The organism is Shewanella sp. FeAMO, from assembly GCF_053653955.1.
On record NZ_CM132201.1, the window covers coordinates 4,127,179 to 4,152,007 of the forward strand.

At 55.5% G+C, this 24,829-nt stretch carries 21 protein-coding genes and 1 pseudogene; 9 read left to right on the plus strand and 13 right to left on the minus strand.

Annotated features, from left to right (window positions below; genetic code table 11):
- Positions 1–85 precede the first annotated feature (85 nt).
- Both ACWAU4_RS18575 and ACWAU4_RS18580 read right to left on the minus strand, forming a co-directional pair.
- Positions 86–877 carry a molybdate ABC transporter substrate-binding protein gene (locus ACWAU4_RS18575; protein ID WP_107353094.1) on the minus strand — a complete coding sequence of 264 codons (792 nt, stop codon included), beginning with the start codon at positions 875–877 and terminating at the stop codon, positions 86–88.
- 189 nt (positions 878–1,066) lie between these two features.
- On the minus strand, positions 1,067–1,729 hold the full coding sequence (locus tag ACWAU4_RS18580) for an OmpA family protein (protein WP_025011756.1): 663 nt from the start codon (positions 1,727–1,729) through the stop codon (positions 1,067–1,069).
- Positions 1,730–2,237: 508 nt separating this feature from the next.
- Here ACWAU4_RS18580 and ACWAU4_RS18585 point away from each other — a divergent pair.
- Complete coding sequence (locus tag ACWAU4_RS18585; protein ID WP_144131566.1) at positions 2,238–2,471, plus strand: transposase; 234 nt, start codon at positions 2,238–2,240, stop codon at positions 2,469–2,471.
- Between the two features lie 115 nt (positions 2,472–2,586).
- Here ACWAU4_RS18585 and ACWAU4_RS18590 read toward each other — a convergent pair whose 3' ends face one another.
- Positions 2,587–3,567, minus strand: a complete 981-nt coding sequence (locus ACWAU4_RS18590) for a catalase family peroxidase (RefSeq protein ID WP_208125096.1) — start codon at positions 3,565–3,567, stop codon at positions 2,587–2,589.
- A gap of 139 nt (positions 3,568–3,706) precedes the next feature.
- Here ACWAU4_RS18590 and fumC point away from each other — a divergent pair, with 139 nt between their 5' ends.
- From fumC to rarD, 4 genes are all read left to right on the plus strand, one after another.
- Positions 3,707–5,098: a class II fumarate hydratase gene (gene fumC, locus ACWAU4_RS18595; protein WP_208125097.1), complete on the plus strand. Its 1,392-nt coding sequence runs from the start codon at positions 3,707–3,709 to the stop codon at positions 5,096–5,098.
- Between the two features lie 100 nt (positions 5,099–5,198).
- Entirely contained in the window at positions 5,199–5,747 is a 549-nt protein-coding gene (locus ACWAU4_RS18600) for a DUF2799 domain-containing protein (RefSeq protein ID WP_025011753.1), read from the plus strand.
- A gap of 1,299 nt (positions 5,748–7,046) precedes the next feature.
- Positions 7,047–7,607: a GNAT family N-acetyltransferase gene (locus ACWAU4_RS18605; RefSeq protein WP_208125098.1), complete on the plus strand. Its 561-nt coding sequence runs from the start codon at positions 7,047–7,049 to the stop codon at positions 7,605–7,607.
- 85 nt (positions 7,608–7,692) lie between these two features.
- Positions 7,693–8,586 (plus strand): EamA family transporter RarD, encoded by an 894-nt coding sequence (gene rarD / locus ACWAU4_RS18610; RefSeq protein WP_101058516.1) that lies wholly within the window; start codon positions 7,693–7,695, stop codon positions 8,584–8,586.
- Here rarD and mnmD read toward each other — a convergent pair.
- The 5 genes from mnmD to ACWAU4_RS18635 form a co-directional block, all read right to left on the minus strand.
- Positions 8,572–9,282 (minus strand): tRNA (5-methylaminomethyl-2-thiouridine)(34)-methyltransferase MnmD, encoded by a 711-nt coding sequence (gene mnmD / locus ACWAU4_RS18615; protein WP_208125099.1) that lies wholly within the window; start codon positions 9,280–9,282, stop codon positions 8,572–8,574. The two genes, rarD and mnmD, sit on opposite strands and share 15 nt — an antisense overlap.
- Positions 9,283–9,374: 92 nt before the next feature.
- On the minus strand, positions 9,375–10,112 hold the full coding sequence (locus tag ACWAU4_RS18620; protein WP_051547180.1) for a DsbA family protein: 738 nt from the start codon (positions 10,110–10,112) through the stop codon (positions 9,375–9,377).
- 11 nt (positions 10,113–10,123) lie between these two features.
- Positions 10,124–10,651, minus strand: coding sequence for a protein disulfide oxidoreductase (locus ACWAU4_RS18625; RefSeq protein WP_208125100.1), 528 nt, complete (start codon positions 10,649–10,651; stop codon positions 10,124–10,126).
- Positions 10,648–12,735, minus strand: coding sequence for a protein-disulfide reductase DsbD family protein (locus tag ACWAU4_RS18630; protein ID WP_208125101.1), 2,088 nt, complete (start codon positions 12,733–12,735; stop codon positions 10,648–10,650). The genes ACWAU4_RS18625 and ACWAU4_RS18630 overlap by 4 nt, the downstream gene beginning before the upstream one ends.
- A gap of 62 nt (positions 12,736–12,797) precedes the next feature.
- Positions 12,798–13,202, minus strand: a complete 405-nt coding sequence (locus tag ACWAU4_RS18635; RefSeq protein ID WP_107005128.1) for a hypothetical protein — start codon at positions 13,200–13,202, stop codon at positions 12,798–12,800.
- Between the two features lie 157 nt (positions 13,203–13,359).
- Between ACWAU4_RS18635 and ACWAU4_RS18640 the strand changes: the two genes are divergently transcribed.
- Positions 13,360–14,043, plus strand: a complete 684-nt coding sequence (locus ACWAU4_RS18640; RefSeq protein WP_144221504.1) for a Crp/Fnr family transcriptional regulator — start codon at positions 13,360–13,362, stop codon at positions 14,041–14,043.
- 28 nt (positions 14,044–14,071) lie between these two features.
- Here the strand turns inward: ACWAU4_RS18640 and tsgA are convergent, their stop codons facing one another.
- Positions 14,072–15,244, minus strand: coding sequence for an MFS transporter TsgA (gene tsgA, locus ACWAU4_RS18645; protein WP_144438127.1), 1,173 nt, complete (start codon positions 15,242–15,244; stop codon positions 14,072–14,074).
- A 303-nt stretch (positions 15,245–15,547) separates the two neighbouring features.
- Positions 15,548–16,246 carry a purine-nucleoside phosphorylase gene (deoD, locus tag ACWAU4_RS18650; protein ID WP_025011745.1) on the minus strand — a complete coding sequence of 233 codons (699 nt, stop codon included), beginning with the start codon at positions 16,244–16,246 and terminating at the stop codon, positions 15,548–15,550.
- A 333-nt stretch (positions 16,247–16,579) separates the two neighbouring features.
- Here deoD and ACWAU4_RS18655 point away from each other — a divergent pair, with 333 nt between their 5' ends.
- The gene (locus tag ACWAU4_RS18655) at positions 16,580–17,686 is read left to right on the plus strand and encodes a GGDEF domain-containing protein (RefSeq protein ID WP_208193491.1); all 1,107 of its coding nucleotides are present in this window, start codon (positions 16,580–16,582) and stop codon (positions 17,684–17,686) included.
- Positions 17,687–17,693: 7 nt separating this feature from the next.
- On the opposite strand, the pseudogene ACWAU4_RS18660 reads toward ACWAU4_RS18655, so the two are convergent.
- Positions 17,694–18,878: pseudogene (locus ACWAU4_RS18660) on the minus strand (winged helix-turn-helix domain-containing protein).
- A gap of 225 nt (positions 18,879–19,103) precedes the next feature.
- On the opposite strand from ACWAU4_RS18660, the gene ACWAU4_RS18665 reads away from it, so the two are divergent.
- Positions 19,104–20,663, plus strand: a complete 1,560-nt coding sequence (locus tag ACWAU4_RS18665) for a POT-type proton-dependent oligopeptide transporter (protein WP_144131588.1) — start codon at positions 19,104–19,106, stop codon at positions 20,661–20,663.
- 2,176 nt (positions 20,664–22,839) lie between these two features.
- Entirely contained in the window at positions 22,840–23,448 is a 609-nt protein-coding gene (locus tag ACWAU4_RS18670) for a histidine phosphatase family protein (protein WP_208194532.1), read from the plus strand.
- Here the strand turns inward: ACWAU4_RS18670 and ACWAU4_RS18675 are convergent.
- Positions 23,418–23,702: a hypothetical protein gene (locus ACWAU4_RS18675; RefSeq protein WP_101095660.1), complete on the minus strand. Its 285-nt coding sequence runs from the start codon at positions 23,700–23,702 to the stop codon at positions 23,418–23,420. The two genes, ACWAU4_RS18670 and ACWAU4_RS18675, sit on opposite strands and share 31 nt — an antisense overlap.
- Positions 23,703–23,712: 10 nt before the next feature.
- Positions 23,713–24,645: a sensor domain-containing diguanylate cyclase gene (locus tag ACWAU4_RS18680; protein ID WP_025011740.1), complete on the minus strand. Its 933-nt coding sequence runs from the start codon at positions 24,643–24,645 to the stop codon at positions 23,713–23,715.
- Between the last annotated feature and the right edge of the window lie 184 nt (positions 24,646–24,829).

The following is a 24,829-nucleotide window of genomic DNA, read 5'->3' on the forward strand; positions in this document are numbered from 1 at the left end:
AATACCCATAAAGAGAGTGCGAGTCAGTTCAACGCAACTGATTCGCACATCTCCAGAGTAAAACCCGCTTCCGCCGGATAGAGATTTAGGGCTTAAGCGGTGCTTCAAAGCCGTAAGAGGCCAGAATGGATTGTCCCTTGGGAGACAGAATATACATGGCCAGTGGCCAGGCGGCAGAGTCGGCCTTATCCAGCACCAGCATGCCATAGTTGGCACCCACTGCCAGCGACTCGGGCAACGCCACTATCTTGAGATCAGGCACTTCTTTCTTGGCCAATACGGCATTGGTGCAGTAGGTTAAAAATACATCCGCCTGTTTGTTGGCCATCACCCAGCCATAGGGATTTTTGCCTTTCGGCGCCTTGGCACTGTCGGCGCCACCGGTCAGCTTGAGCGCCTTGGCCGCCAGTTTGGCCTGACTACCGGGCTTGATAGCTTCGGCGCGGTCAAACACCTTGAAAGCATAGTCACCGGCAGGGTCGGCCTTGGGAGTGGAGGTGCCCAGCTTGATCTTGCTGTCCAGCAAAGTATCCAGCATATTCTCTGTCGTCAGAGGAACATTATCTTGCGCCAGGGCGCACAGGCGGTTACGGGCAAACATCACCACAGGCGCGCCCTTGCCTTCCTGCATCAATTTCTGTGGGTGTTTCATATTGGCCGAAGCAAACAGGTCGACCTTTTCGCCCTGTTCAATTCGGCCTCTGAGCAAGCCTGAAGGGGCAAACTGGGCATTGACCTTAACGCCGCCATCGGCCTGATAACTGGCGATAACATCCGTCATGGCGGTCTTCAAACTTCCCGCGGCCCTGAACTCCAGATCCGCCGCCTGAGAGAAGGCGGGCAGTAACAGGGCGAGTAAGCAGACGCTCTTTTTCATTTATTTTTCTCCGGTGTATAAGATACAGATGCCGCTAAACTCAACCAAACCGCATCACAAATCAACGCACCACGGCAAAACTTGTCATAAATTCCCCCCAAGATCACGCCATCTGACAAGGAGAACCGGATAAAGGGACAATTTGACCCAATAAAAAGGGCCGCCTAAGCGACCCTTAAACTTAAAATCTTAGCCGAGAGGACTAAGAATAATCTCTACCCGACGGTTCTGTGCCCGTCCCTGAGGGGTGGCATTGGAAGCGATTGGGCTGGCCTCACCTCGGCCTTGGGTCAATACTCGCTGTCCGGATACACCTTTACGGATCAAGTAATTACCAACCTCACTGGCGCGAACCTGTGACAATCTCAGGTTGTAGGACTCAGAGCCACTGCTGTCGGTATAACCCACTACATTCAGTTGAGTCTTGTCATATTCCTTGGCCACCAGCACTACGCTGTCCAATACCCGCATGGCGCCGCTACTGAGATCTGTCTTATCGACCTGGAAAGTCACTTCATTGGGCATGTTGAGCACTATGGTATCGCCCACCCGGGTCACACTGACACCGGTAGAAGCCAGTTGCTGACGCAGCTTGGTTTCCTGCACATCCATGTAATAGCCGATACCACCGCCTACGGCAGCGCCGGATGCTGCCCCGATCAGGGCACCCTTGCCCCTGTCGCTCTTGCTGGAGGAGGCCACACCTATGGCCGCGCCGGCTACGGCACCTATCAATGCTCCGTTGGTCGCCTTGGCAGTCTGTTGCTCATTGGTATAAGGATTCACAGTGGTACAGCCAGTTGCCAGCATTGCCAGCAACAGAGGGGCTGTCAGAAAAGCGCGCTTTTTCATGTTATTTTTCCTTCGTCTGCTTGTTCCAAGCTAAGCGGAACCTACCTGGCGCCAAAGTATATAGCAGCACCTCAAGCAGACAATCCCCCGGAGGCCATAGAGGCGGCAAATCCGCACGGCGTTCAGCATAGATTCAGTCAAATCCGACATTTCCTGACCCGGATTGTCAGCCAAGTGTCACGGCGCTGACATCAAGTAAAACCCCAAAATAGAGCAGACTGCACTCTATTGGGTGGCGCCAGGCAGGTACACCTAATAATGAAATGAATCAATTTTCTTTTATATCAACAAGTTAAAAGAAGATTAAAAACTGGCATGTTTCTTACATACCTATAAAGCAGTATTCCACTGTTCAGGAGTCATTATGAAAACATTGATGAAAATGCGCAGCAGTTGGCATTCACTCTGGCATTGCCTCAAACACTTGGGCTACAGCCAATGGGATGTGGAATAGCGGATGTGGAATCACAGCTCTGGAAAACCATTCTTGAACCATCAAGGAGGCAGCATGGAAATTAACGAGCAGAAGCTGCGACAGCAAGCCATTAAGGAAGTGACCCAAAACGGCAGGCTCATGTTTGACGTTGCCCGTCAGCATGGGATCTCCACCAAACAGGTTTATCAATGGCTGGCACAGAATGAAACAACAAGCAGGCCCAAGCAATCCCGGCTGATGGGAGAACTGCTGCAACTGCAGCAGCGCATTCGTCAGTTGAGCCAGGAGTTCACCCTAATCCGTTAAAGTTTCGACAGGAGCGAACCTGACACACTGTTATCGCCCCCAACGATAAAAAATGTACATATAACAACTATAAAGCGCTACATTTTTAAGGTTCGTTCCTGTCATTTTATTGCCGTTACTGGCCGCTTAGACGCTTGCCGAAAGAGATAGCATAAGCCGCGGATCTCAGCCGCAGCACAGGGTCATCACTGGCGGCAATCCCTTTACTGAGCACATTGGGATCAAAATTCAGCTTGTCACAGGCCGAAGCCGCAACCGAGTCTATGGTCAGGCGCCCGAGGGCGACTCTGGGCCGGTTATCCGGCCACTGCTGTGAAGGGTCCAGCAAGGGATCCCCATCCTCGGCCAGGGTCAGCTTAAGCTCAAACTGAGCCGGTCCGGTTTTCAGCCTCTGCATCAACCTCTCCTGCAGAAAATCATCCGGCAATTGTGCCAGCTCGGCATCCGTCAGAGGCTGCTCTCCGTCCACAGGCCAAAGCTCCCAGCGACCAAAGCGCTTTTGCTGGTCTTCATTACCAAAGATAAAGCTGTGAATGCCAAAGTAGTTGACCGATGTATAGGCCGCCGGCGGATTGTGCTGCTTGAGCCACTGCCCCTGGCGGGCGGCATCCGGATGCTGCTGCAGATAGCGTGCAACCGCGCCGGTTTCCCCCTCACGCTGAGCCAATGACGCGCGCAGCAAACCAAGAAAACTGTCGGGATTTTTACCCGGAAACACTGGCGTGGTCAGCCCGGCCAACTGATGCACCTGCCCATCCGGCAGTTCGATGCGTACACCTATCCCCCTTGGGCTGCGACTGGTATCGGCCACAAAAGGATCGCCGCCCGCCATGGAAAAACGTACCTGAGCGGGCAGAGCTTGCTCTGTGGCAAACAGAGGTAACTCCTTAAGCCAGGGCTCCTCTGCACTTGGCTGGAAACTGCCAATGGTACAAATTCCCTTGGCATGCCCCTTACGTTCTCCCGGATGTTTACCGGAAAGTGCTTCAAATACTTGAATAAAATCATTTGCCTGAGCCGCCATTACCGAACTGGAGCCCAAAGCCCCCAACTGAGTCCCCAAGAGCAATAACGCAGACCAAACCGATACTCTCATGCTTACTCCTTTTGTAAAAATCAGAATCCAGGCCTGAAACAGGCCGCTCAATCCAGACCGGGAAACCCGGCGGATTATTTCAGGAGAGACCCAAAGGCCATGCTATGCTGAGGACGGCAACAGACGACAGGAGGCGGCAATGCAATATCGGATTGAGCAAGACACTCTGGGCGAGGTCAAGGTAGAGGCAGACAAATACTGGGGCGCCCAGACCCAGCGCAGTCTGGAAAACTTCCCCATAGGCCCGCAAGCGAGTATGCCAAAGGCCATCATCCACGCCTTCGCCCTGTTGAAGAAAGCCGCAGCCCAGACCAATGCCGAGCTTGGGCAACTGCCCAAGGACAAGGCGGCGCTCATCGCCAGAGTTTGCGATGAAATCTTGGCGGGCCAACTGGAGCAGCACTTTCCACTGGTCATTTGGCAGACCGGCAGCGGCACCCAAACCAATATGAACCTCAATGAGGTGATAGCCAATCGAGGCATGGCTCTGGCAAATAAGGCCATCAGCCTGAGCCCGAACGATGATGTCAATCGCAGCCAGAGCAGCAATGATACCTTCCCCAGCGCCATGCATATCGCTGTAGTGCTCAAGACCTGCAGACAAACACTGCCGGCCATAAGTGCACTGCGCGATACCCTCAAACGCAAGTCACAACAGTTCGCCGATATTACCAAGACCGGCCGCACCCACTTTATGGATGCCACCCCACTGACACTGGGACAGGAGATCAGTGCCTGGGTGACTCAGTTGGATAAAGGCATAGGCGCCATAGAGCAGGCTTTGGCAAACTGCCGTGAATTGGCTCTTGGCGGCACAGCCGTGGGGACTGGGCTCAATTCTCCCGCAGGTTATGCCGAGCGCGCCGCCGAACTGATATCGTCATTCAGTGGTGAGCAGTTTGTCAGCGCGGCCAACAAGTTCGAGGCACTGAGTGCCAGCGATGCCATGGTGGAACTCAGCGGCGCCTTCAAGCGCCTGGCGGTCAGCCTGATGAAGATAGGCAATGATGTTCGCATGCTCGCCAGCGGCCCCCGTTGCGGTATAGGGGAACTGCAGTTGCCTGCCAACGAACCCGGCTCCAGCATAATGCCCGGCAAGGTTAACCCGACTCAGTGCGAGGCGCTGACCATGGTGGCGGCTCAGGTGATGGGCAACGATCTTGCCGTCAGCATAGGTGCCAGCAACGGCCAATTTCAGCTCAATGTCTTTCGGCCGCTCATCGCCGCCAATCTGCTGCAAAGTGCCGAATTGCTGGGTGATGCCTGTCTGAGCTTCGATGAACGCTGCGCTTCGGGGCTGGAACCCAACCGCCAGATGATCGCCAAGCAGTTGCAGCGCTCCTTGATGCTGGTCACCAGCCTCAATCCTCACATAGGCTATGCCAAGGCTGCCCAAATCGCCAAGGAAGCCCACCAAAGAGGCATTAGTCTGAGGCAAGCTGCGTTGGAGTCAGGACTGGTGACAGAGGCCGAGTTTGATACTTGGGTCAATCCGGCAAACATGTTGGGCCCTTTCGAGGTTAAATTGTAAATTTGTATTAAAACGTATCAGTATTAGAGCTAATCGCTGTATTATGCCGATTCACCGCCATATGGTCGGCATTTTCAACTGATACGCAGTAATTTACAGAATGAAATACCAAAATATCTTGTTGGCACTGAGCGCGCTCATGCTGACCCAATGCAGTTCACTCGACCTCAATCAATGCCAAAACTCAGATTGGTTTTCCCTGGGGCTTCAGGATGGCAACAATGGAGCTCATGCCAGCAGAATCAATGATTATGCCGAGGATTGTGCCGAGTTCGGTATCCGGGTCAATCATAGCGATTGGCGCGAAGGCTATCTAAAGGGGCTGCAAAATTACTGTCAGCCGGAAAATGGTTACCGTGTCGGTCTGGCGGGTGAAGGCTATGCCGGGGTCTGCTCCAGCAACGCCTTTGTCGAACAGTACAATGCCGGCTACCGCCAATACCAGCTCAATAAACGCGCCGATGAGATCCGCAACCGCCTGCGTCAGATCGACTATGAGATCCGCGATCTGGATAAGAAGCTGGTGTCCATGACAGACAAGGCCAGCACTCTGGAGAAGAAAAAACAGCTGCTGAATGAAAAAGATAACCTGGTGAATGAGCTCAGGTATCTTCATGTACCGGATGTGCAGTTCAGATGGCAATTCTGAGGCTTGCCTTCGATATCAAGCTATCCAGCGCCGAAAACTCATGAGTTTAATCTGTGCGCCTGTTTTCAGCCCCAGATAAAATTGTGACCGTCGAAATAGGTCCTAATTTCGTTCCGGCACCTGCGGTGGGCTTCCTGCCTATCTGCACCGCAGGTGATAGGCTGCAGCTTAGCTAGCAGCTAAAACCAAGTTTATTGGTGGTTTGGGCTCAAAGCCATGATAGCCGCAGTACCAGCGGCCTAAAGTCGTGGAGCTTCGCCCCACACCCGAGGAAAGGGGGCTGTATCGACTCGCCCCCTTTCCAAACCCCCAGCGACCCGCGACGCAGCGGAAAATCCCTTGTGCTTATGATGCCAATTCGCTATCGCGCCAGACGCTCATCCTTGATTCGACTGGCGCTGCTTCGGCATCCATGCCTCGCTACGCGATTGTCATCAACGCCCTGCGGCCGCTTCGAGCGGGAGCCGGTGCAATTCTGTAATAATAGCGTTGCTTGAAATTGCTTATATACCCACAGACATACGCCTAATTCTAGGCACAGGTGGAACTGTGACCGTCGAAAACAAGGATGTTTTCGTCGAGGCTACAGGGAGGTATTCACGCCGAGTCACAGGATCGCCTGTGCGAAAGCGCACCGCAGGTGATGGGCTGCAACTTAGTTGGCAGCTAAGACCAGGTTTATTGGTGAGATATGGTTCAAAGCAATGCTAGCCGCTGTACCAGCGGCCTAAAGTCGTGGTGTTCCACACCACACCGGGCAAGGGGCTTTGCTTGTCCAAAGCCCCTTGCATCCCCAAGGACACCCCGACGTAGCCGAAATCCCCACTGGCTTATGAAGCAAATTGGCTACACTCAGGACTCGCATCCTTGCTCGACCTTCGAGCCTCGACATCCCTGTCTCGGCTACGCCGATTTGCAACAACACCCGCAGCGGCTCCGAAGGGGAATTGGTGCAATTCTATTAGCACTGAGTAGCTGGAAGCATTTCAGAGTTCTGCAGATATACACCTAATTCCAGGCACAGGCGAAACTGTGACCTTCCGAGCCAGGGATGGCGAGGCAGAGCTTACACGGACGTACTCGCAGCGTGTCACAGGATCGCCTGTGCATAAGCCTGCGGCAGGCAATGAGCAACATCCGTCGCCGGAAGCTCGGGCAATACTGGCTTAGATACTTTTAGCTCAAAGCCCTGATAACCGCAGCGCCAGCTGCACAACCCCTTTCTGGTGCCAACAGCTCTGGCACTTCCCCTATCCCTGGGTTAACTTGGCAAGTTGAACTCAAAGGAGGAAACGCGCAATGTCCGACTGCATATTGCAACCCTTTCAGCCGCAATGGGCCGGTTTGTTACTCTCCTGGATAGAGTCGGCAGAGGCTTGTCTGCGCTGGGCAGGCCCAGGGCTGGGTTGGCCACTGTCACCATCAAAGCTGCGGCAGCATCAAGCTCAGGCAAACCTCACCCCTTTGGCGCTGACAAGAGTCGAAGACAGTGACCAAGCTAGCCTGGATAGCGACTCACTGCTGGGCTATCTGGAACTGCTGGCCAGAAAACCCGATGAGATCCGGCTATGCCGGGTGATCTGCTCCCCCAAGCATAGAGGCAAGGGGCTGGGGCGGGAGTTAATGCGTCAGGGTATAGAGCGCGCCTTTGCCGATCCCAAGGTTACGCATCTAAGCCTAGCTGTGTTCCATGACAATCTCGCGGCCCGCCGCTGCTATCAGGCTCTGGGGTTTGAGATAGTGGCCCGAGGCCAGCTGGCGACAACGGAAACGAATGATTTTCCCGCTTCTGATGCTGAGTTACTGGAAATGCAGCTCCAGCGCCGTCACTGGTTTAAACAGAATGAAAAGATTTTTTAAACAGTGAGTTAATTCACTTCCCTTTTATAAGGGCCATGCCAGAATAGCCGCCATATCCGAGTATTGTGTTGTTTCGGTGACAATCATGTCCAGCTCTCTCAAGGGAAACGCTCTGGCGGCCTTCTCTTTCGTGCTTTGGGGAATATTACCCCTCTACTATCAATTGCTGCCGGATGCGGCCATCTTCGAGTTGCTGGCCTTCAGGGTCATCTGGTCTGTGCCCTTTATGCTGCTGATCTTTGTCCTGCTGAGACGACCATTACCAGCCTTTGGCGCGCTGTGGCGCGATAAACGCTCATTGCTGCTGTGCTTTGCCGCCGGGCTTATCATGTGTATCTCCTGGGTCAGCTTCACCTGGGCCCTGACCCATGGTCAGGTACTGGCGGCCAGCCTGGGATTCTTTATCAATCCTCTGTTTGCCATCGCTCTAGGGGTGCTGTTCCTCGGCGACAAGCTGAGCAAGGCGCAACTGGCCGCCGTGGTGCTGGCCATTGCCGGTATTGGCTGGCAGGTATATCAATATGGCAGCCTGCCCTGGTTGTCTCTGGTGATGGGCAGCTTTTTTGCCCTTTACGGGCTGCTGAAAAAGTTTATCCGCTTTGACTCCTTCACTTCGGTCACCCTGGAGGCACTGCTGCTGACTCCCTTTGCTTTGGGCTACCTCTGTTATCTGCTGGCCACAGAGCAAAGCGCCGCGCTACCTGGCGGCAGCGAAGGCATTATGCTCTATATCGGTTCGGCGCCCGTGACGCTGGCACCGCTGATCCTATTCAGCCTGGCGCTGAGATACACGAGTCTGTCCATGGTGGGTTTGCTGCAATACATTGAGCCCAGCCTGCAATTTTTGCTGGCGGTGGTCATCTTTGGAGAGGTGTTTGATGAGGTGAAACTGGTGAGTTTCTCCCTCATCTGGGCCGGGCTGCTGCTGTGCTCGCTGGAGGCCTTGCCCGGCCTGCGTCGCAGCTTAAAGCGAGTCTAACTTCCAGGCGCGGGTCATCTCGCGCTTGCCAAGGGCGCCGGGGTAAGCTTTTACCTGAAAACCGGCGGCCTTGAGATCTCGCTTGAACTGGCCATTGGCGCAGTAAGACACCAATAAGCCGCCCAGCTCCAGCAACCCATAACACTTTTTGAAGTTATCCAGCGCCCATACATCCGGCTGCTTGCTGGGGGCGAAGGCATCGTAATACACCAAGTTGAAGGGTTCGCCCTGCCACTCGAGCTGCTCCAACTTGCCCTTGACCTTACGCAACACAAAATCCGGCATGACTTCCACATCCTGATCCCAGGGGGCGGCGTGCAAGGCATCGAACAGCGGCGCATACCAGTCGGGCAGCATGCCCTTGTAGTTCAGCCCTTCAATCAGCTCGGCGGACAAGGGATAAGGCTCTATGGTGACATAGCGCACCGGCAGCGGCGCCAAGCCACTCTGCTGACGCGCCTTTGTCAGTTCCAGCACCTTACCCAGGGTCATGAGGGCATTGAGCCCGGTACCAAAGCCCACTTCCAGAATCGCCAGATGGTCAAAGTCCTGCAACACCTGCTCGAGCCCGGCGTGGATAAACACATAACGGGATTCGGCCAACGCCCCCTTGTGGGAGTGATAGGTCTCATTGAGCTCGGCATTAAATAGAGTGTGTGACCCGTCTTCGGTCAACTGCAGGCTTACGTGTTTCATCTCGACTCTTAATCATCTGTGCGGGGAAAGCCGGGGCGAGCGCCCCGGCGACGGCCAATTATCCCAGAAAGGCGATAACTGCCGCAAGCCAATTACCCTTGGCGCTCCAGCACCTGCTGCACCACGGCCTTGAGGGTGGCATAGTCGATATAGCCGGGGATCACTTCATCACCTATGAGCAGTGTCGGCGTGCCGCCAAAGCCCAGTTCAGAGAAGACTCTCACATTGGTATGCATCAACTCGTCGGCGCTCGAGCTGGGCTTGAGGTATTGTTCCGTGCCCGTGGCCTTGGCGACCTGCTGCAGTGAGTTCCCTGTGTGCATGCCATTCTTGGCCATCAAGAGTTCATGTACCCGGGGGAAATCCTTGCGATCCTGCCGCCAAACCTCGAGGGCAAAGGCGCCGGAAGAAAGCTCAGTGCCCTGGGCCTTTATCTGCCTCAATGGCACAAACACATTGACCACCTGTAAGTTTGGGAACTCCTTTAAAAGCTTGGCAAATTCCAGTTCCATCCGCTTACAGTAGGGGCAGTTGTAGTCGGTAAACACCACCAGTTGCAACTCAGGCTTGCTGCTGCCCATGGTCGGCATCTGCGGGTTGTTGAACAGCCAGTCCTTGTGCTTGGCCAGCGCTTGCTGCTGCAACTGTCGCTGCTCCACATAAGACTCTATGCTGCCAAGCACGCCGGGAATGATCTCCGGATGCTTGACCAAAATGCTGCGGATCTGCCCCAGTTGCTGTTCCTCTTCTTGGCTCAGCTTCTGCTCGGCCGCCTGTAAACTGCCGCTGGCCGCCAGCAGCCAGGCACTCAATACTATCCAATACTTCATCTTGTTATTCCTCAAATTAAATTCATTTTTGTCAGCCAGAGTCGCAGCCAGATCCCCGGCCAACTTGTGACTCCTGTGGTGCTGCTGCGGATTTCGCCCTGATAGATAAACAAGAGCGTCGGTGTCGCCGACACTCCAAGGGAGCGCGCCAAGGCGCCGCTGGGATCATTGACTACCTCAAAGCCGTAACCCTTGTTTTGCAGGTACTGCTTGACCTGGGTGTTATTGCCCGACTGCAGCGCCACGGTCACCACCTGCTCACTGTCACTGAAACCATCGACAGTGCCGGACACCAAGGGGCAGACGCCACACCAACTGGCCCAGTAGTACAGGATGACCGGGCGCTCCATGCTCATGGCGGCAATATCCAACTGACTGCCGGCCAGGCTCTGAACCGTTTGCAGCGGCAGGGTTTCCGGCATCTCGTGGCTGCGAAAGGCATCGAGGGCAACACTCACCACCAGAATGAATAGCCCATAGCCGAGCAGGGTCTTGAGCCATTTAAGCCCCTTGTGGGCTGGTTTATTTTCCTGGGTCATTGTCTGCTCTCCGCTTCGGCCAAGGCCGCCAATACTCCATCACTGCTGAGGATTACCGGTAATGGCTTACCGGCGGGGGTTCCCGGGCCATAGACCTGATTGAAAGGCACCCCAAAGCGGCCATTGGCCTTAAGATAGGCGGTAATTTCTTCGCTGGGCTTGGTCCAGTCACCGCGCATCAGCAGCACTCGGTCATCGCCGAGGGCATCATAGACAGGGTTTTGCAGCAGCACCCCCACCTTGTTGGCCTGACAAGTAATACACCAGTCGGCCGTGACATCGACAAACACTGTCTTGCCCTCATCGACAGCCTGTTTGAGCTGCACCAAATTCAGCGGTTGCCAGTGGTGATCCGAAGGCAGCGGGCTGACCCAGGCATCCCGGGTCAGATAACCTACCCCGAGCGCCAGGCTGGCAAACAGAAAACTGCCGCCAATGGCATACACCATTACCTGAGTGCCGTAACGCTTGCCCAGCAGTCCCAGTGTCAGCAGCAACATCAAGGCGCCCAGCCCCAAGATAGCCGCAACGGAGAAGAAGCTTTGCAGCAGGCTCAGCAGCCAGAGACAGGTTGCCAGCATCATCAGCGCGAACACAGGCTTGACCCAATTCATCCAGCGCCCGGGCTTGGGTAAACGCTGCGCCAACGCCGGCCACAACGCCAACATCAACCAGGGCAAGGCCATTCCCAGCCCCATGGCGCTGAAGAGGGCAAACAGCATGGGGTAGTCGGCGCCGAGGGCGAAGGCCACCGCAGTACCCAGAAACGGCGCGGTACATGGCGTGGCCAGCAGTGTGGCCAGCATCCCCTGCAGCATATGACCGAGGCGCGAATCATCACCGGCACCGGCCAGACGGGTTTGCCACTTGGAAGGCAGGTTGATTTCAAACACCCCCAGCAGGTTGAGGCCGAAGCCCCAGGTCAGCAGCACCATAAAGCCGATAAACCAGGGCTGCTGGAACTGTATCCCCCAGCCCAGCGACTGACCGGACAACTTCAGCAAGCTAAGACCGGCGGCAATCAACCAGAAAGACAGCAAAATACCCAGTGCCGAAGCCATAAAATGGCCGCGAACCTGACTGCGACTGCCCTGGCTGCTCATCATGACCCCGTGCACCTTCATGCCCAGCACAGGCAATACGCAAGGCATGATGTTGAGAATAAGGCCACCGGCCAGCGCCATCAAAAACAGGCTCCACAGCGGCAGGCTTGGCTGCGGCTTGGCAACATGGCCTGTGGCGATGGCACCGCTCAGTTCTGCCGAAAGGTGTGTGTCGGCCAGATGGATCAGCAGCGGCTTGCCCTCCAGCTCTGGCGTTCCCAGCCAATGTTTGACCCCGAAAGTGGCGGTCAGCCGTTTGCCATCTATCTGGATCTGCGGCCGGGAGAAGATCAGCTCACTGACTGTCTCATCCTCGCCGAACAGAAACAGATCTGCCTGTTGCCAGGGGCTTGCGGCTTCTATAGCCAGTTGCAGCAACTGCTGTTTTTCATCCCAGACAATCGACTGCAATACCGTGCCGCCATCGCCCTGTGGCACCCTGGCCATCGCCTCGCCCCACTGGTGCAAAAAGCCATCATCGGCCTTAAGCCCGGCGGCCTGACCGCTCAGCTCCACAGGGTAATCGGTCAACACACAGACATTGGTGCAGGAAGACAGGGTCAGGGTGCCCTTGAGCCGAAACGGCTGCCCGGGGTCCTTGAGGCGAATAGTCAGTGGAAACAAGGTATCGCCCTTGTAACCCAGAGTTTCTATGCCCTGCAACACATAGCGCTGCGGCAAGGGCCAGTGCCAGTCAACCGCGGCAATATTCTCCGAGGCAGACCAGTCCAGGGTCGGCGGGATCCCACCTTCCCCCGGCGCGCGCCAGTAGGTTTTCCAGTCGCCGCTCAGGGCCACATCCAACAGGGCGTTGAGCTCACCTGCTTGGCCGGCATCAACATCGGCCAGCGTCAGTTGCACCTTCACCGGAGGATGATCCGGGTGCTTGAGCCAGCCACTGCTCAGCGGCTCTGCCAATGCAACTTGGCTGAGCAGCATCAGACATACCGCGAAGGCATGCCATATTCTTTTTAAATACATGAAATTAGCTCCAAAACAAAACATCAGAACCCGGTGTTAACCGGCAAGAGTTCAGGATGTTTTCATTCCAGATACACGCACAACACTGAGTGTCGCCTTCGTTTGGAGACTATGGGATGGGAGAGATAAACACTGAAAGGTCGGGTACTGCCGAGCCAGTTGAGCAACAGCAGAAACAGCAACAGAGCCGTGAGTCCCAGTTGCAGTACCACAGGTTGCAGATTTAGCATATGGGAAGACAGATGACAGGGCTCTTCATTGAGCTGCGCCTTACCCGCATCATTGGCGTGAGTCGGCGCAGTATCAACGCCAAACTGCGTCAGCTGATGCTGGGCCTTGAGTGGGCAGGAACCAAACAGCGAAAGCTGCTGACCAAAACAGAGCAGGATCACCAGCAGACTGATGATCAATGACACCAGCGCCCTGTCTTTGAGGGAGAAGCGGTTAACACCGAGTGAAAACCCCATGCTGCACTTTGCTCTGTATGGCCCAAGAATGCCGATAGGGTTCCATGATTGGTGACAAAGGTCAATCCTGAAACCGCTGCTGCAACCAATCCTTGCTTGCCATCTACACTATTGGCAGGATAATCAAACCCACCAAGCCAAAGTTTGCGACCCCAAGATGCAGCTCAAACCTCTTACCCAAGGCAGATACTCCCAGGAGTGGCAATCAGACTACCCTCTGGTGGAGCGGGTATTGCTCAGCTGCGTCAGCGAGCAGCGCCGCTTTGCGCCGGGAGAGGCCTTGATGCAACAGGGGCAGAAGCTGAATCAACTGGTACTGGTGCCCAGTGGCAAAATAGCCATGAGCTACAGCGCCCGCAACGGCCGCAACTTTCAACTCGGCACCCTGAAATGCGACTCGCAGCTATTCGGTGAAATGGAGTTTTTCACCCAGTATCCCTGCCAGTTGGATATTCTGGCAGAAACCACCCTGACCTGCGGCATTATTCCCGCCGACAAGCTGCAGCAGGCCTTGGGTGAGCACCCCAGGCTGGCGCTGTTTTTCGCCAGTGCCATCGCCATAGATTATCAGGACACAGTGGACATCTTCACCCGGCGTATGCTCTACCCCATCAGCTACAACATTGCCTACGACCTCTACCACCAGCAGCTGGACGATCTGCCGGTATCTGGGTTCAACAAGGGCTATCTGGAGGCTGAGCGTTTCGGCACTACCGCCAGAGTCTACCGCCGGGCGATACAATCGCTGGAAGAAGCCGGGTTGGTTCGGCGCAGCAAGGGCAAGCTGGAGATAATGGATCTCAAGGCGCTGCAGGCTTTTGTCGAGCAAGGGGAGCTTTAGCTCCCCTATCTATTGATTGAGAAGTGGCTCAGGCCACCGCCACCTCGGCCTGACGCTTAAAGCCAAAATTGGACACCAGCAGCATCAGCAAGATCACCCCGTAGAGCACAGGAATGGCGTACATGACGGTCAGCAAGCCCACTATCTTTTCCGCCATCGAGCTGATCGCCGGGCTGAACATGGCACCGGCACTGCCGCTGATCAAAATGAAGGACACATTGCGGCTACTGGCTTGTTTCACAAAGGAAACCCCATATGCGATAAAGGCGTTATAGAGCGCGGCGCAGACAAAGCCGTAGCCATAGGTCAGGTATCCCAGGGTTTCCAGATCGCCACAGCTGACAATCCAGCTGGTGAGCAGCAGTGCCAACGAGATGATCATCAACAGGAAGTGACGGATCTGCATCCGGGTCACTATCAGGGTTGAGATCAAGGCGCCCACCAACGCCGCCGACCAGTACTGGGTGATGATATTGCCCGCTTCTTCAAACGGGATCTCAAACTTCTGTTTCACAAACATAGGCGCCCAGGTGAGGAAGGTATAGAGCGCCAGCATGCCCAGAAACAGCCCCAGACCGCCGCTGATAATGCCGAAGTTCCACTCGGAATGCTGAGCGGACTGCGCCTGTTCACCCTGGTCCTGCACCCGGCTGAATGAGGTGAAGGCCGCCAGTGCCAGGGTCAGCAAGGCCACCAGGCCTACCGCCAGATAGCTGTAACTCCAGGCCAGTGAGTGTGTCAGCGCATAAGTGGTGATCAGCGGAAACACCACCCCGGCCACGTTAAAGGTGGCATCCTGCACCACCAGCATGGTGGACTGGATTCGCTCTTGCCACAGGGACACCACCAGAGTACCGGCGATACACAGGCCGATGCCGCCGCACAGGCCCACCAGCGTCATGGCCACCATGACCACTGTCAGCGAAGAGCCAAAATGCAGTGCCAGCGCCGACAGGAAGATGACGGCATAGCTCAGCAGTGTCATCGGCTTGATACCGACCTTTTCAATCAACAAAAAGGCCACAACAGTCCCCGCCAGGGCGCCGCCGTTCAGCAGTGAGAAGATAGAAGCCACATCGTTGACATCGGCCCCGAAGCGGGTGGCAATCGGCTCTATCAACATACCGAACTGAGAGGCGAAACCCGCCATGATAAAGTTGGCCAGAAAACTGATGGCCGTCAGTGTGATTTTATTATTCATTTTTTATCATCCATCAACGTATTAGGGAAGGTGCGAATAAGTCCTCGTGGCCTTCTCTTTTGTAGAGAGTGGCTTGCACAGCAATTGGCGTTCAAGGCATCTGACTGAAGGCATGCCGGGGCATGTCGAAGTCAGATAACGCAGAGAGCCGGTTGCTGTGAAAGCCCCGAAGGGCGTGGCTTACAAGCCTGCCTGCTGTGTTGTGTTTCTTGCAAAGGACTAGGGCCATTTGCTGCGAACCACGCCTTACATCCAGGCCCGTAAGCCGACGCAGAGCACACATGGGACTTGTTTGCACCTTCCTTAGGCCACGGCCAGCGCCAGCGAGATCATCTGGTTAAATGACAGCTGGCGCTCTTCGGCACTGGTTTCTTCACCTGTGAGGCAGTGATCCGATACGGTCAGAATCGCCAAGGCCTCGATGCCGAACTGCTGCGCCAGGCCGTAGAGGCCGGCCACTTCCATATCTATCCCCAGAATGCCGAAGCGCTCCAGCGCCGGGATCAGATCTTCATCCGGGTCGTAGTAGAGATCGCCGCTGAACACATTGCCCACTCTGACACTCAGCCCCTGGGCCTTGGCCTGTTCCCAGGCCTTGAGCAGCAGCGGGAAGCTGGCCGAAGTCGGCATATGATAACCTGCGCTGCGCTTGGCGTTGGTGACTGAATCTGTCCCTGCCGCCTGAGCCAGGATCACATCACGCATCTGCACCTGACGCTGGGTCGCCCCCAAGCTGCCCACCCGAATGATGCGCTCAACCCCGAAGTCGTTGATCAGCTCATGACCATAGAGCACCATGGAGGGGATCCCCATGCCGTGGCCCATTACGGAAACCGGCTTACCCTGCCAGCTGCCGGTATAACCCAGCATATTGCGCACCGAAGTCACCTCGCGGGCATCCTCGAGAAAGTGCTCGGCAATGTATTTGGCCCGCAAAGGATCGCCGGGCATGATAACTGTCTTGGCAAAATCGCCTTTGGCGGCGTTGATATGTGCTGTCATAAGCTGTTCCTCGGATAAAAACTGACCCGAGTCTACCGGCGGCGCCAAAAAAGCCTTGAGGACAAAAGTCCGCTTGCGGGGATTTGTTTACCAAAATGCCACATTCCTCTCACTCACAACACATTAGCGCCAATTTGTTTCAAAGCGAGACGCGTGATCTCGGTTCCAGTTGTTTGCTTAACCTGCTCCGGCTCAAAAAGACAACGATGTCATTTGCTGAAAACCTTTGAAAATCGCACCATTAACAACAGATGTAACAGGCACAGCGCCACATATTTTTGGGTTCTGTGTATCTCAGGGCCCATTCAGGGCCTCTTCATTTGGACCCGCATCATGATTATCCACGCTCCGGCTGTTAGCCGACTGTTTGCCACCCGACTGCAAGATACCGATCCCATGTGGCAGATCTCCCAGGAATGCCAGGCTGGCCAGTTGCTCTCCTGCTTACTGGCCACAGCGGCTACTTCGCTGTTTTTCATGTTGCTTTACCTGTGGCTGTTCAAGAGTGATGCCGCTGTCGTCATCAATCTGTTGGGGCTGGCGGCCCATGTCGCGATTGTGGCCGATCTCTGGTTTTACGGTAATTTGCGCCGCAGCCAGTGGCTGACAGTGCTGGTGCCCACCTGCATTGCCCTGGCGATGAGCCTACTGCTCGGCACTCAACATCAAATCACCCTCTATCTGCTGCTATCGCCCATATTGGCATTTCTACTATTGGGTCGCAGCCGAGGATTGCTGTTAAGCCTGGGATTGGCCTCTTGTATCTGGCTGATGCTGACGCTGAACCAAAATCTGTGGCAAGGGGCCGATAGCTTGGCGGGTCTTGGTGTAGTGAACTTCTTTGCTGCCTATACCATGGCCGTTGGTATAGGTTATACCGGCGAGCGGATCCGTCACCGCAGCTTCAAGCGGCTGGAAAAACTGGCCAATACCGACCCGCTCACCGGAGCCATGAACCGTCGCCGCTTCTTCGAAAACTGGCGCCGCGCCAAGGCCGAAGCCAATAGAGGATTGAGCGAATTTGCCTTTTTGCTGCTCGATATTGACTACTTCAAGGCCACCAATGACAGCTACGGCCACGACTGTGGTGATGCCGTACTGCAACAACTGGTGCAGTTGCTGGAAGACAGGCTCAGGCCCTATGATCTGCTTGGCCGCTTGGGCGGCGAGGAGTTTGGTTTGCTGCTGCGGGGAGTTTCGGCCGCCGATGCCGAGCGTAAGGCCGAGGAGATACGTGCCAAAGTTGCCGAGCACAACTTCGGTAACGAACAGGTGCCCCATCTACCCATTACGGTCAGCATAGGCATAGTCCATATGCCAAGGCGCCACGGCAGGAGTATCGAAAGCCTTTATAAACAGGCCGATATGCAGCTTTACCACGCAAAACGTGCCGGCCGGAACCGGGTGGTGCTGGCCGAAAAGATTTTCGAGCCGGCTTAAGCCCAATTCACAGCCATTGCTGGCGACGCCAGAGCTGCTTCAGCCCCTTGTGATTGCTGCGCACCAACTTCCAACGTTCACAGGCATTGAAACGGGTATAGTCGGCAATGGCCCTGACGAGTTCGGCCAGTAACACATCATCCAAAGGCCGATTGGCATACTCAGGCTCCAACACCAGGTTTTGCAACAGCAGGCATTGGCGCGGCCGGTCGGCCTTGACATCGACCCGGCCGATAAACTGCTGGCACCAGAGGATGGCCAGGCTGTAGTAGCCGTAGATTCGCTTTTCCTGCGGCAGGTACACTTCCAGTTGATAGTCAAAGCCAAACCATTGCTTTAAGCGGCTACGTTGAATAACCAGGTTATCGAAGGGATTGAGCAGCCAGACCCGCTCCTGGATCATGGGCGCCGCACTCAGCTCTGCCGGGCAGAAATACTGCTGACCATCGACCTTGAACCGCTGCAGCTCGCCGGCCTCCAGCCCTTGGGCCAACACCCGCTTGATAACCGGCCGCATGCCTTTACGCAGATAGGCAAACTGGGCCTCTGAGCCAAAACCGTTGGCATTGAGAAAGCGGTTCACCAGATACCGGCCAAACTCATTATCGTCGGGCACCCGGGTATCTATGCCCGGCGGCAGCACCCGCTCGGCCAAATCATAAACCTTTTGAAACCGCTCGCGCCGCACCACCATTAACTCGCCGCGCATAAACAGCTGTTCCAGCGCCTTCTTGGCCGGTTTCCAGTCCCACCAACTGCCACGTTGATCACTTGGGTGTTCAAAATCACTCGCCTTGAGCGGCCCCTCGGCGCGCACTCTGGCAAGCACTTCCCGCATCAAGGGCTCGTCCGGTTCAAACCAGTGTTTATCCCCTTAGCTCAGTTGCCGTTTGCGTTGCAGGCTGTACCGGTAGTCACTCATAGGCAGATAGGCCGCGGCGTGAGCCCAGTACTCGAACACCTCTTTAGCGGCAATAGCCTGTTGCAGATGCTCGGGGTGATAACCTGGCAACCGGCTGTGCAGCACATGGTGATGGGCCCGCTCGACCACATTGATGGAATCTATCTGCACATAGCCCAGCTGACGGATCACGGCCGCCGCCGATGCCGCCGATTGCAACAAGCCCTGGCGCTGCAGGTTGAGCCTGAGCCATTCATCGATGGTCAATGGTCCATACAAGGGTGTATCCATGGTGCCTGGCTCCCGATAGCCTTGGTTTAGCGTGGCGCTATGATGACAGCTCAATGCCACTGCCAATGCGAGTAATCAGTTTGCCCTTTTCATGGCTTTCGACGCAAATTTGCACTTCAGTTCACAAAAAAAACGGTTTTGTTCATGGCCGGAGTTGAATGGAAAGCCGGATTATGCGCATATAGCTGCAACCTTTATTAGAATCGACAATAACCAAGGTACATTATGAGCTCACCTTCCTCTGCACGCTGGCCGCGGCAGATCCCCTTTATCATTGCCAGTGAAGCCTGCGAGCGCTTCAGTTTTTACGGCATGCGCAATATTCTGACTCCCTTCCTGATGACGGCTCTGCTGCTGTCTGTGCCGGAAGAACTGCGTCAGGGCGAAGCCAAAGATGTGTTCCACTCCTTTGTGATCGGGGTGTATTTCTTCCCTCTCCTGGGGGGCTGGCTGGCCGACCGTTTCTTCGGTAAATACCACACCATTTTGTGGCTCAGCATAGTCTATGTGATTGGCCATGCCTTCCTGGCGATTTTCGAAACCAGCAAAACCGGCTTCTACTCGGGCCTGTTTCTGATAGCCCTGGGGTCGGGCGGCATCAAACCGCTGGTATCCTCTTTCATGGGCGATCAGTTCGATCAGAGCAATAAGTCGTTGGCGCAAAAAGCCTTCGACATGTTCTATTTCACCATCAACTTCGGCTCCTTCTTCGCCTCGCTGTCGATGCCGCTGCTGCTGAAATTCTTCGGCCCTTCAGTGGCCTTCGGTATCCCTGGGGTATTGATGTTTATCGCCACGGTATTCTTCTGGGGCGGCCGTAAACGTTATGTCCACCAGCAACCCGAACCTAAAGATCCACACGGCTTCCTGCCAGTGCTCAAGAGCGCCATCTTCACTCCGGTACCCGGCAAGGCCAATACAGGTTTACTGCTGAGTGCCATAGGCATACTGCTGGCGCTGTTTTCCCTCACCCAATACAACAGCCTGGGAGTGGTGACCGCCTTGTGTCTGGCAATGGTGCTCTTGATGGGTTTTGTCGGCATAGGCGCCTCCATGCAGCTTGAGCGGGCCCGCAATCAACACCCGCTCGAGGCAGTGGACGGTGTGCGCGCCGTATTCCGCATCTTAATCCTGTTTGCCTTGGTCACCCCCTTCTGGTCGCTGTTCGATCAAAAGGCTTCTACCTGGATTTTACAGGCCAACGACATGGTCAAGCCGGACTGGTTTGAGCCGGCCATGATGCAGGCGCTTAACCCACTGCTGGTTATGCTGCTGATCCCCTTCAATAACTTTGTGCTCTACCCCATGCTGGAGCGCAGCGGCGTGCGCCTCAATGCCCTGCGTAAAATGGGCGCCGGTATCGCCTTCTCCGGCCTTTCCTGGATAGTGATAGGCAGCATTCAGCTGATGATGGATGGCGGCACCCCCATGTCCATCACCTGGCAAGTACTGCCTTATGCACTGCTGACTTTCGGTGAAGTACTGGTTTCTGCCACAGGATTGGAATTTGCCTACAGCCAGGCACCCAAGTCGATGAAAGGCAGCATCATGAGCTTCTGGACACTGTCGGTCACTGTGGGCAACCTCTGGGTGCTATTGGCCAACGCTAGCGTCAAGAGCGATGCCGTGACCAATCAGATTGCCGAAACCGGCCTGAGTGTCACCGCCTTCCAGATGTTCTTCTTCGCCGGCTTCGCCCTGCTGGCCGCCTTGGTGTTTGCGCTCTACGCCCGCTCTTACACCATGCAAGATCATTATCGGGAAGTGGAACCGCAACAGGCTTAAGGCGTTTGCCGCCAACCTGAGCGACAAAATCTCGTTAATTTTAAAGTCCCCAAAGACCCAACGTGAGTTGGGTCTTTTTCATTGCTGATGAAAAAAACCGCCGGAAACCAAGTTATTCCCTCCTCCGATAGCGGCGCTGCCAAGAACAACTTTTTACACAGACAATCCTGTGCCTGGGAAATAGGCGTATGTCTGTAGGTATATAAGCAATTTCAAGCAACGCTATAATTGCAGAATTGCACCAATTCCCCCTTCGGAGCCGCTGCGGGTGTTGTTGCAAATTGGCGTAGCCGAGACAGGGATGTTGAGGCTCGAAGGTCGAGCAGGGCGAATGTTGCGAAGCAACAAGCTTATGAGCGCGAGCCAAGGAAGGCGAGCTGGCCGTTATGCATGGATGCATTTGGCGAGTCCTGAGTGTAGCCAATTTGCTTCATAAGCCAGCAGGGATTTCGGCTACGTCGGGGTGTCCTTGGGGATGCAAGGGGCTTTGGACAAGCAAAGCCCCTTGCCCGGTGTGGTGTGGAACACCACGACTTTAGGCCGCTGGTACAGCGGCTATCATGGCTTTAAGCCAAAACTCACCAATAAACTTGGTCTTAGTTGCTCACAAAACTGCAGCCCATCACCTGCGGTGCGCCTCTCGCACAGGCGATCCTGTGACACGGCGTGAATACGTCCCTGTAGCCTCGACGAAAACATCCTTGTTTTCGACGGTCACAGTTCCACCTGTGCCTGGAATTAGGTGTATATCTGCAGAACTCTGAAATGCTTCCAGCTACTCAGTGCTAATAGAATTGCACCAATTCCCCTTCGGAGCCGCTGCTGGGGTTGTTGCAAATTGGCGTAGCCGAGACAGGGATGTCGAGGCTCGAAGGTCGAGCAAGGCGAATGTTGCGAAGCAACAAGCTTATGAGCGAGAGCCTGGGATGGCGAGCTGGCCCTTATGCATGGATGCATTTGGCGAGTCCTGAGTGTAGCCAATTTGCTTCATAAGCCAGCGGGGATTTCGGCTACGTCGGGGTGTCCTTGGGGATGCAAGGGGCTTTGGACAAGCAAAGCCCCTTGCCCGGTGTGGAACACCACGACTTTAGGCCGCTGGCACAGCGGCTATCATGGCTTTAAGCCAAAACTCACCAATGAACTTGGTCTTAGCTGCCAACTAAGTTGCAGCCCATCACCTGCGGTGCGCTCTCGCACAGGCAATCCTGTGACACGGCGTGAATACGTCCCTGTAGCCTCGACGAAAACGTCCCTGTTTTCGACTGTCACAGTTCCACCTGTGCCTAGAATTAGGCGTATGTCTGTGGGTATATAAGCAATTTCAAGCAACGCTATTATTACAGAATTGCACCGGCTCCCGCTCGAAGCGGCCGCAGGGCGTTGATGACAATCGCGTAGCGAGGCATGGATGCCGAAGCAGCGCCAGTCGAATCAGGGATGAGCGTCTGGTGCGATAGCGAATTGGCATCATAAGCACAAGGGGTTTTCCGCTGCGTCGCGGGTCGCTGGGGGTTTGGAAAGGGGGCGAGTCGATACAGCCCCCTTTCCTCGGGTGTGGGGCGAAGCTCCACGGCCTTAGGCCGCTGGCACAGCGGCGATCATGGCTTCCAGCTAAAAGTATCTAAGCTAATATTGCCCGAGCTTCCGGCGACGGATGTTGCTCATTGCCTGCCGCAGGCTTATGCACAGGCGATCCTGTGACTCGCTGCGAGTACGTCCGTGTAAGCTCTGCCTCGCCATCCCTGGCTCGGAAGGTCACAGTCCCGCCTGTGCTTGGAAAATAGGCGTCTGTCTGCAGCTTAAAACGACTCTGTGTGGAAAGAATTACACCTCCTCTCCCCCTCGGTGTCGCCGAAAGTCGTTGGTGCAAATAACGTGGCTATGAGCGAGAGCCAGGGATGGCGAACTGGCCCTTGTGCATGGATGCACTTGCTCCACGACCTTAGGCCGCTGGTACAGCGGCTATCATAGCTTCAGGCAAAAACTAACCAATGACCTTGGGTTTATCTGCTGGTTTAGCTGCTGGCTAAGCTGCTGCCCATCACCTGTGGTGCAGATGGACAGGAAGCCCATGGCAAGTGGGCCACTAGTATTCAGCCCCAGCTTGCTCCTTCCGCAGCTGGGGAGTACCCTCTTTCGCAGCCAACCGTTTAAGCAGTATCGGGAATTGACCGCCATGCCAAAGGAAATATTTATACTACGCCACGGCCAGACTGAGTTTAATGCCGCCGGTAAGCTGCAGGGACACTGTAACTCGCCGCTGACCGAACTCGGCAGGGCGCAGGCAAGAGCTTATGGTGTTGTCCTGCAACAACAGCTGCGGCAATCGGCAGGAAATCCTGAACACGAATTTCAGTTGGTTTCCAGCCCGCTGGGAAGGGCCATGGAAACGGCGACTCTGGTGGCAGAGGTGCTTTGCCGGGAGCCCGGCGCCATTATTGCCGAGCCCAGGGTGATTGAATGCGGTTTAGGTGAATGGGAGCAGACCCGGGTCGCCGATATCCACGCCGCCAGACCCGAGCTTGCCGGGCGCAATGACTGGTATCTGCAGGGCCCGGGCGCAGAAACACTACTCCAGGTGCAACAGCGGCTGGCACATTGGCTGACCGATCCGGCAACCCCGGAGCGGGTGATCCTTGTGTCGCACGGCCTGACAGGGATTGTCCTGCGCGCCCTGTTGCTGGGCCTGGATGACAAGGCACTTTGGCGTCAGGACAAACCTCAGGATGCCCTCTATCACTTTCACAGTGAGGCTCAGGAGAGGCTCAAACGCATCTGTTGCTGACTCGCCAACCAGTCGAAGTGGGCCAACAAGGCCTGCAAATAGCGTTGCTCTTCCGCCGGGAGTTGCCCCTCAGCCGCGGCTATCTGTTGTAAGTCGCTCAGCAGTTGCCTTACCAAAGGCTCGGTGCAGTAGCCCTTCCACAGTCTCAGGGCGGCTTTTTTCGGCGAATGGCAGTAGCGCCGCAGCTGAATATTGACAAACCAGTCGGCCCGCTCCCGGGCGCTGGGCATCAGCGTCATCACATACCAGTTCATCCTCTCCTCCTCAGGCGGATAACTTGATCCTGTCGCGGCCATCGCTCTTGGCCCGGTACAGGGCTGTGTCCGCCGCGCTGAGCATGGCCTCGGCCGTGCGGTACTGGCCATTGATCTCAGTGGCAATCCCCTGGCTGACACTGACACATACCTCACGGCTCAGCCCCAATTTGACAAAGTCCAGGCTACGAATGGCCTCGGCTATCTGCTCGGCCACCACCCAGGCCATGGCGCTGTTGAATCCGGGCAACACCAGGGCGAACTCCTCACCGCCAAAACGCGCCGCCAGACACTGGGGCGATGGCAACGCCGCGGCTATGGTCTTAGCCATCAATTTTAGGCATTCGTCCCCCATCAGGTGACCATGCTGATCGTTGAACTGTTTGAAATGGTCGGCGTCTATGATCAAGGTGCTGATGGGCTTGTGCTTATCGACGCACTGCTGCCACTGGCGTTCCAGTGTCTCGGTAAAGGTGCGGCGATTGGCCAGTCCGGTCAAATAGTCGGTCGCAGCCAGGGTGGACAGGCGTTTAATCTCATCCCTGTGGCCGCTGAGATCATGCAAACCAATCACAAACAGCGGCAGCAAGCCCTGAATAAAGGAAAGCGACAGATTCACCGGCAGCTCCACCCCATCGACACGTCTGAGCAATACCTCCCAGGGGCCATGTTGCAGCGGTACCTGGCGACCGTATTGGCTGCTGAACATGCTGGCGTAGCGGCTACGATAAGGCGCCGCCAACCAGGTATGCCAAAATTCACCGGCAAAGGTTTCGCTCTGGTCACCCAGCAGCTCGGCCGCCGGAGAGTTCACCGCCAGCACTTTGCCCTCACCATCGGCCAGCACCATAGGTTGCTGCATGCACTCAATCAGGGTCGCCAGAGCCTCGCTGTCACACTCACACTGACTAAAACCAGCTTCATTGCTGTAGGGGCTTGCCATGCTGTTCTCCCTCCCGACCTGCGGGTTGTTCAATTTCGACAGGGATAACTCTAGCGCGTACGTACAAGGCAAACCTTCTGATAAGCTTACGATGTAATTTATTGAAAAATATCGTTAATAATTCAAACCTTCTGTAGGCAGGAAAGGCGTTCAATCACAGAAATGCGGCAATGATTGGCAACCA

Coding starts and splice junctions, on each gene's coding strand:
- tsgA (WP_144438127.1), bottom strand. CDS start 15,244: ATGAATAATAAAATCACACTGACGGCCATCAGTTTTCTGGCCAACTTT.
- ACWAU4_RS18580 (WP_025011756.1), bottom strand. CDS start 1,729: ATGAAAAAGCGCGCTTTTCTGACAGCCCCTCTGTTGCTGGCAATGCTG.
- ACWAU4_RS18675 (WP_101095660.1), bottom strand. CDS start 23,702: ATGAACTGGTATGTGATGACGCTGATGCCCAGCGCCCGGGAGCGGGCC.
- ACWAU4_RS18575 (WP_107353094.1), bottom strand. CDS start 877: ATGAAAAAGAGCGTCTGCTTACTCGCCCTGTTACTGCCCGCCTTCTCT.
- ACWAU4_RS18670 (WP_208194532.1), top strand. CDS start 22,840: ATGCCAAAGGAAATATTTATACTACGCCACGGCCAGACTGAGTTTAAT.
- ACWAU4_RS18605 (WP_208125098.1), top strand. CDS start 7,047: ATGTCCGACTGCATATTGCAACCCTTTCAGCCGCAATGGGCCGGTTTG.
- ACWAU4_RS18640 (WP_144221504.1), top strand. CDS start 13,360: ATGCAGCTCAAACCTCTTACCCAAGGCAGATACTCCCAGGAGTGGCAA.
- ACWAU4_RS18630 (WP_208125101.1), bottom strand. CDS start 12,735: ATGTATTTAAAAAGAATATGGCATGCCTTCGCGGTATGTCTGATGCTG.
- rarD (WP_101058516.1), top strand. CDS start 7,693: ATGTCCAGCTCTCTCAAGGGAAACGCTCTGGCGGCCTTCTCTTTCGTG.
- mnmD (WP_208125099.1), bottom strand. CDS start 9,282: ATGAAACACGTAAGCCTGCAGTTGACCGAAGACGGGTCACACACTCTA.
- ACWAU4_RS18635 (WP_107005128.1), bottom strand. CDS start 13,202: ATGGGGTTTTCACTCGGTGTTAACCGCTTCTCCCTCAAAGACAGGGCG.
- fumC (WP_208125097.1), top strand. CDS start 3,707: ATGCAATATCGGATTGAGCAAGACACTCTGGGCGAGGTCAAGGTAGAG.
- ACWAU4_RS18680 (WP_025011740.1), bottom strand. CDS start 24,645: ATGGCAAGCCCCTACAGCAATGAAGCTGGTTTTAGTCAGTGTGAGTGT.
- deoD (WP_025011745.1), bottom strand. CDS start 16,246: ATGACAGCACATATCAACGCCGCCAAAGGCGATTTTGCCAAGACAGTT.
- ACWAU4_RS18620 (WP_051547180.1), bottom strand. CDS start 10,112: ATGAAGTATTGGATAGTATTGAGTGCCTGGCTGCTGGCGGCCAGCGGC.
- ACWAU4_RS18655 (WP_208193491.1), top strand. CDS start 16,580: ATGATTATCCACGCTCCGGCTGTTAGCCGACTGTTTGCCACCCGACTG.
- ACWAU4_RS18625 (WP_208125100.1), bottom strand. CDS start 10,651: ATGACCCAGGAAAATAAACCAGCCCACAAGGGGCTTAAATGGCTCAAG.
- ACWAU4_RS18600 (WP_025011753.1), top strand. CDS start 5,199: ATGAAATACCAAAATATCTTGTTGGCACTGAGCGCGCTCATGCTGACC.
- ACWAU4_RS18665 (WP_144131588.1), top strand. CDS start 19,104: ATGAGCTCACCTTCCTCTGCACGCTGGCCGCGGCAGATCCCCTTTATC.
- ACWAU4_RS18590 (WP_208125096.1), bottom strand. CDS start 3,567: ATGAGAGTATCGGTTTGGTCTGCGTTATTGCTCTTGGGGACTCAGTTG.
- ACWAU4_RS18585 (WP_144131566.1), top strand. CDS start 2,238: ATGGAAATTAACGAGCAGAAGCTGCGACAGCAAGCCATTAAGGAAGTG.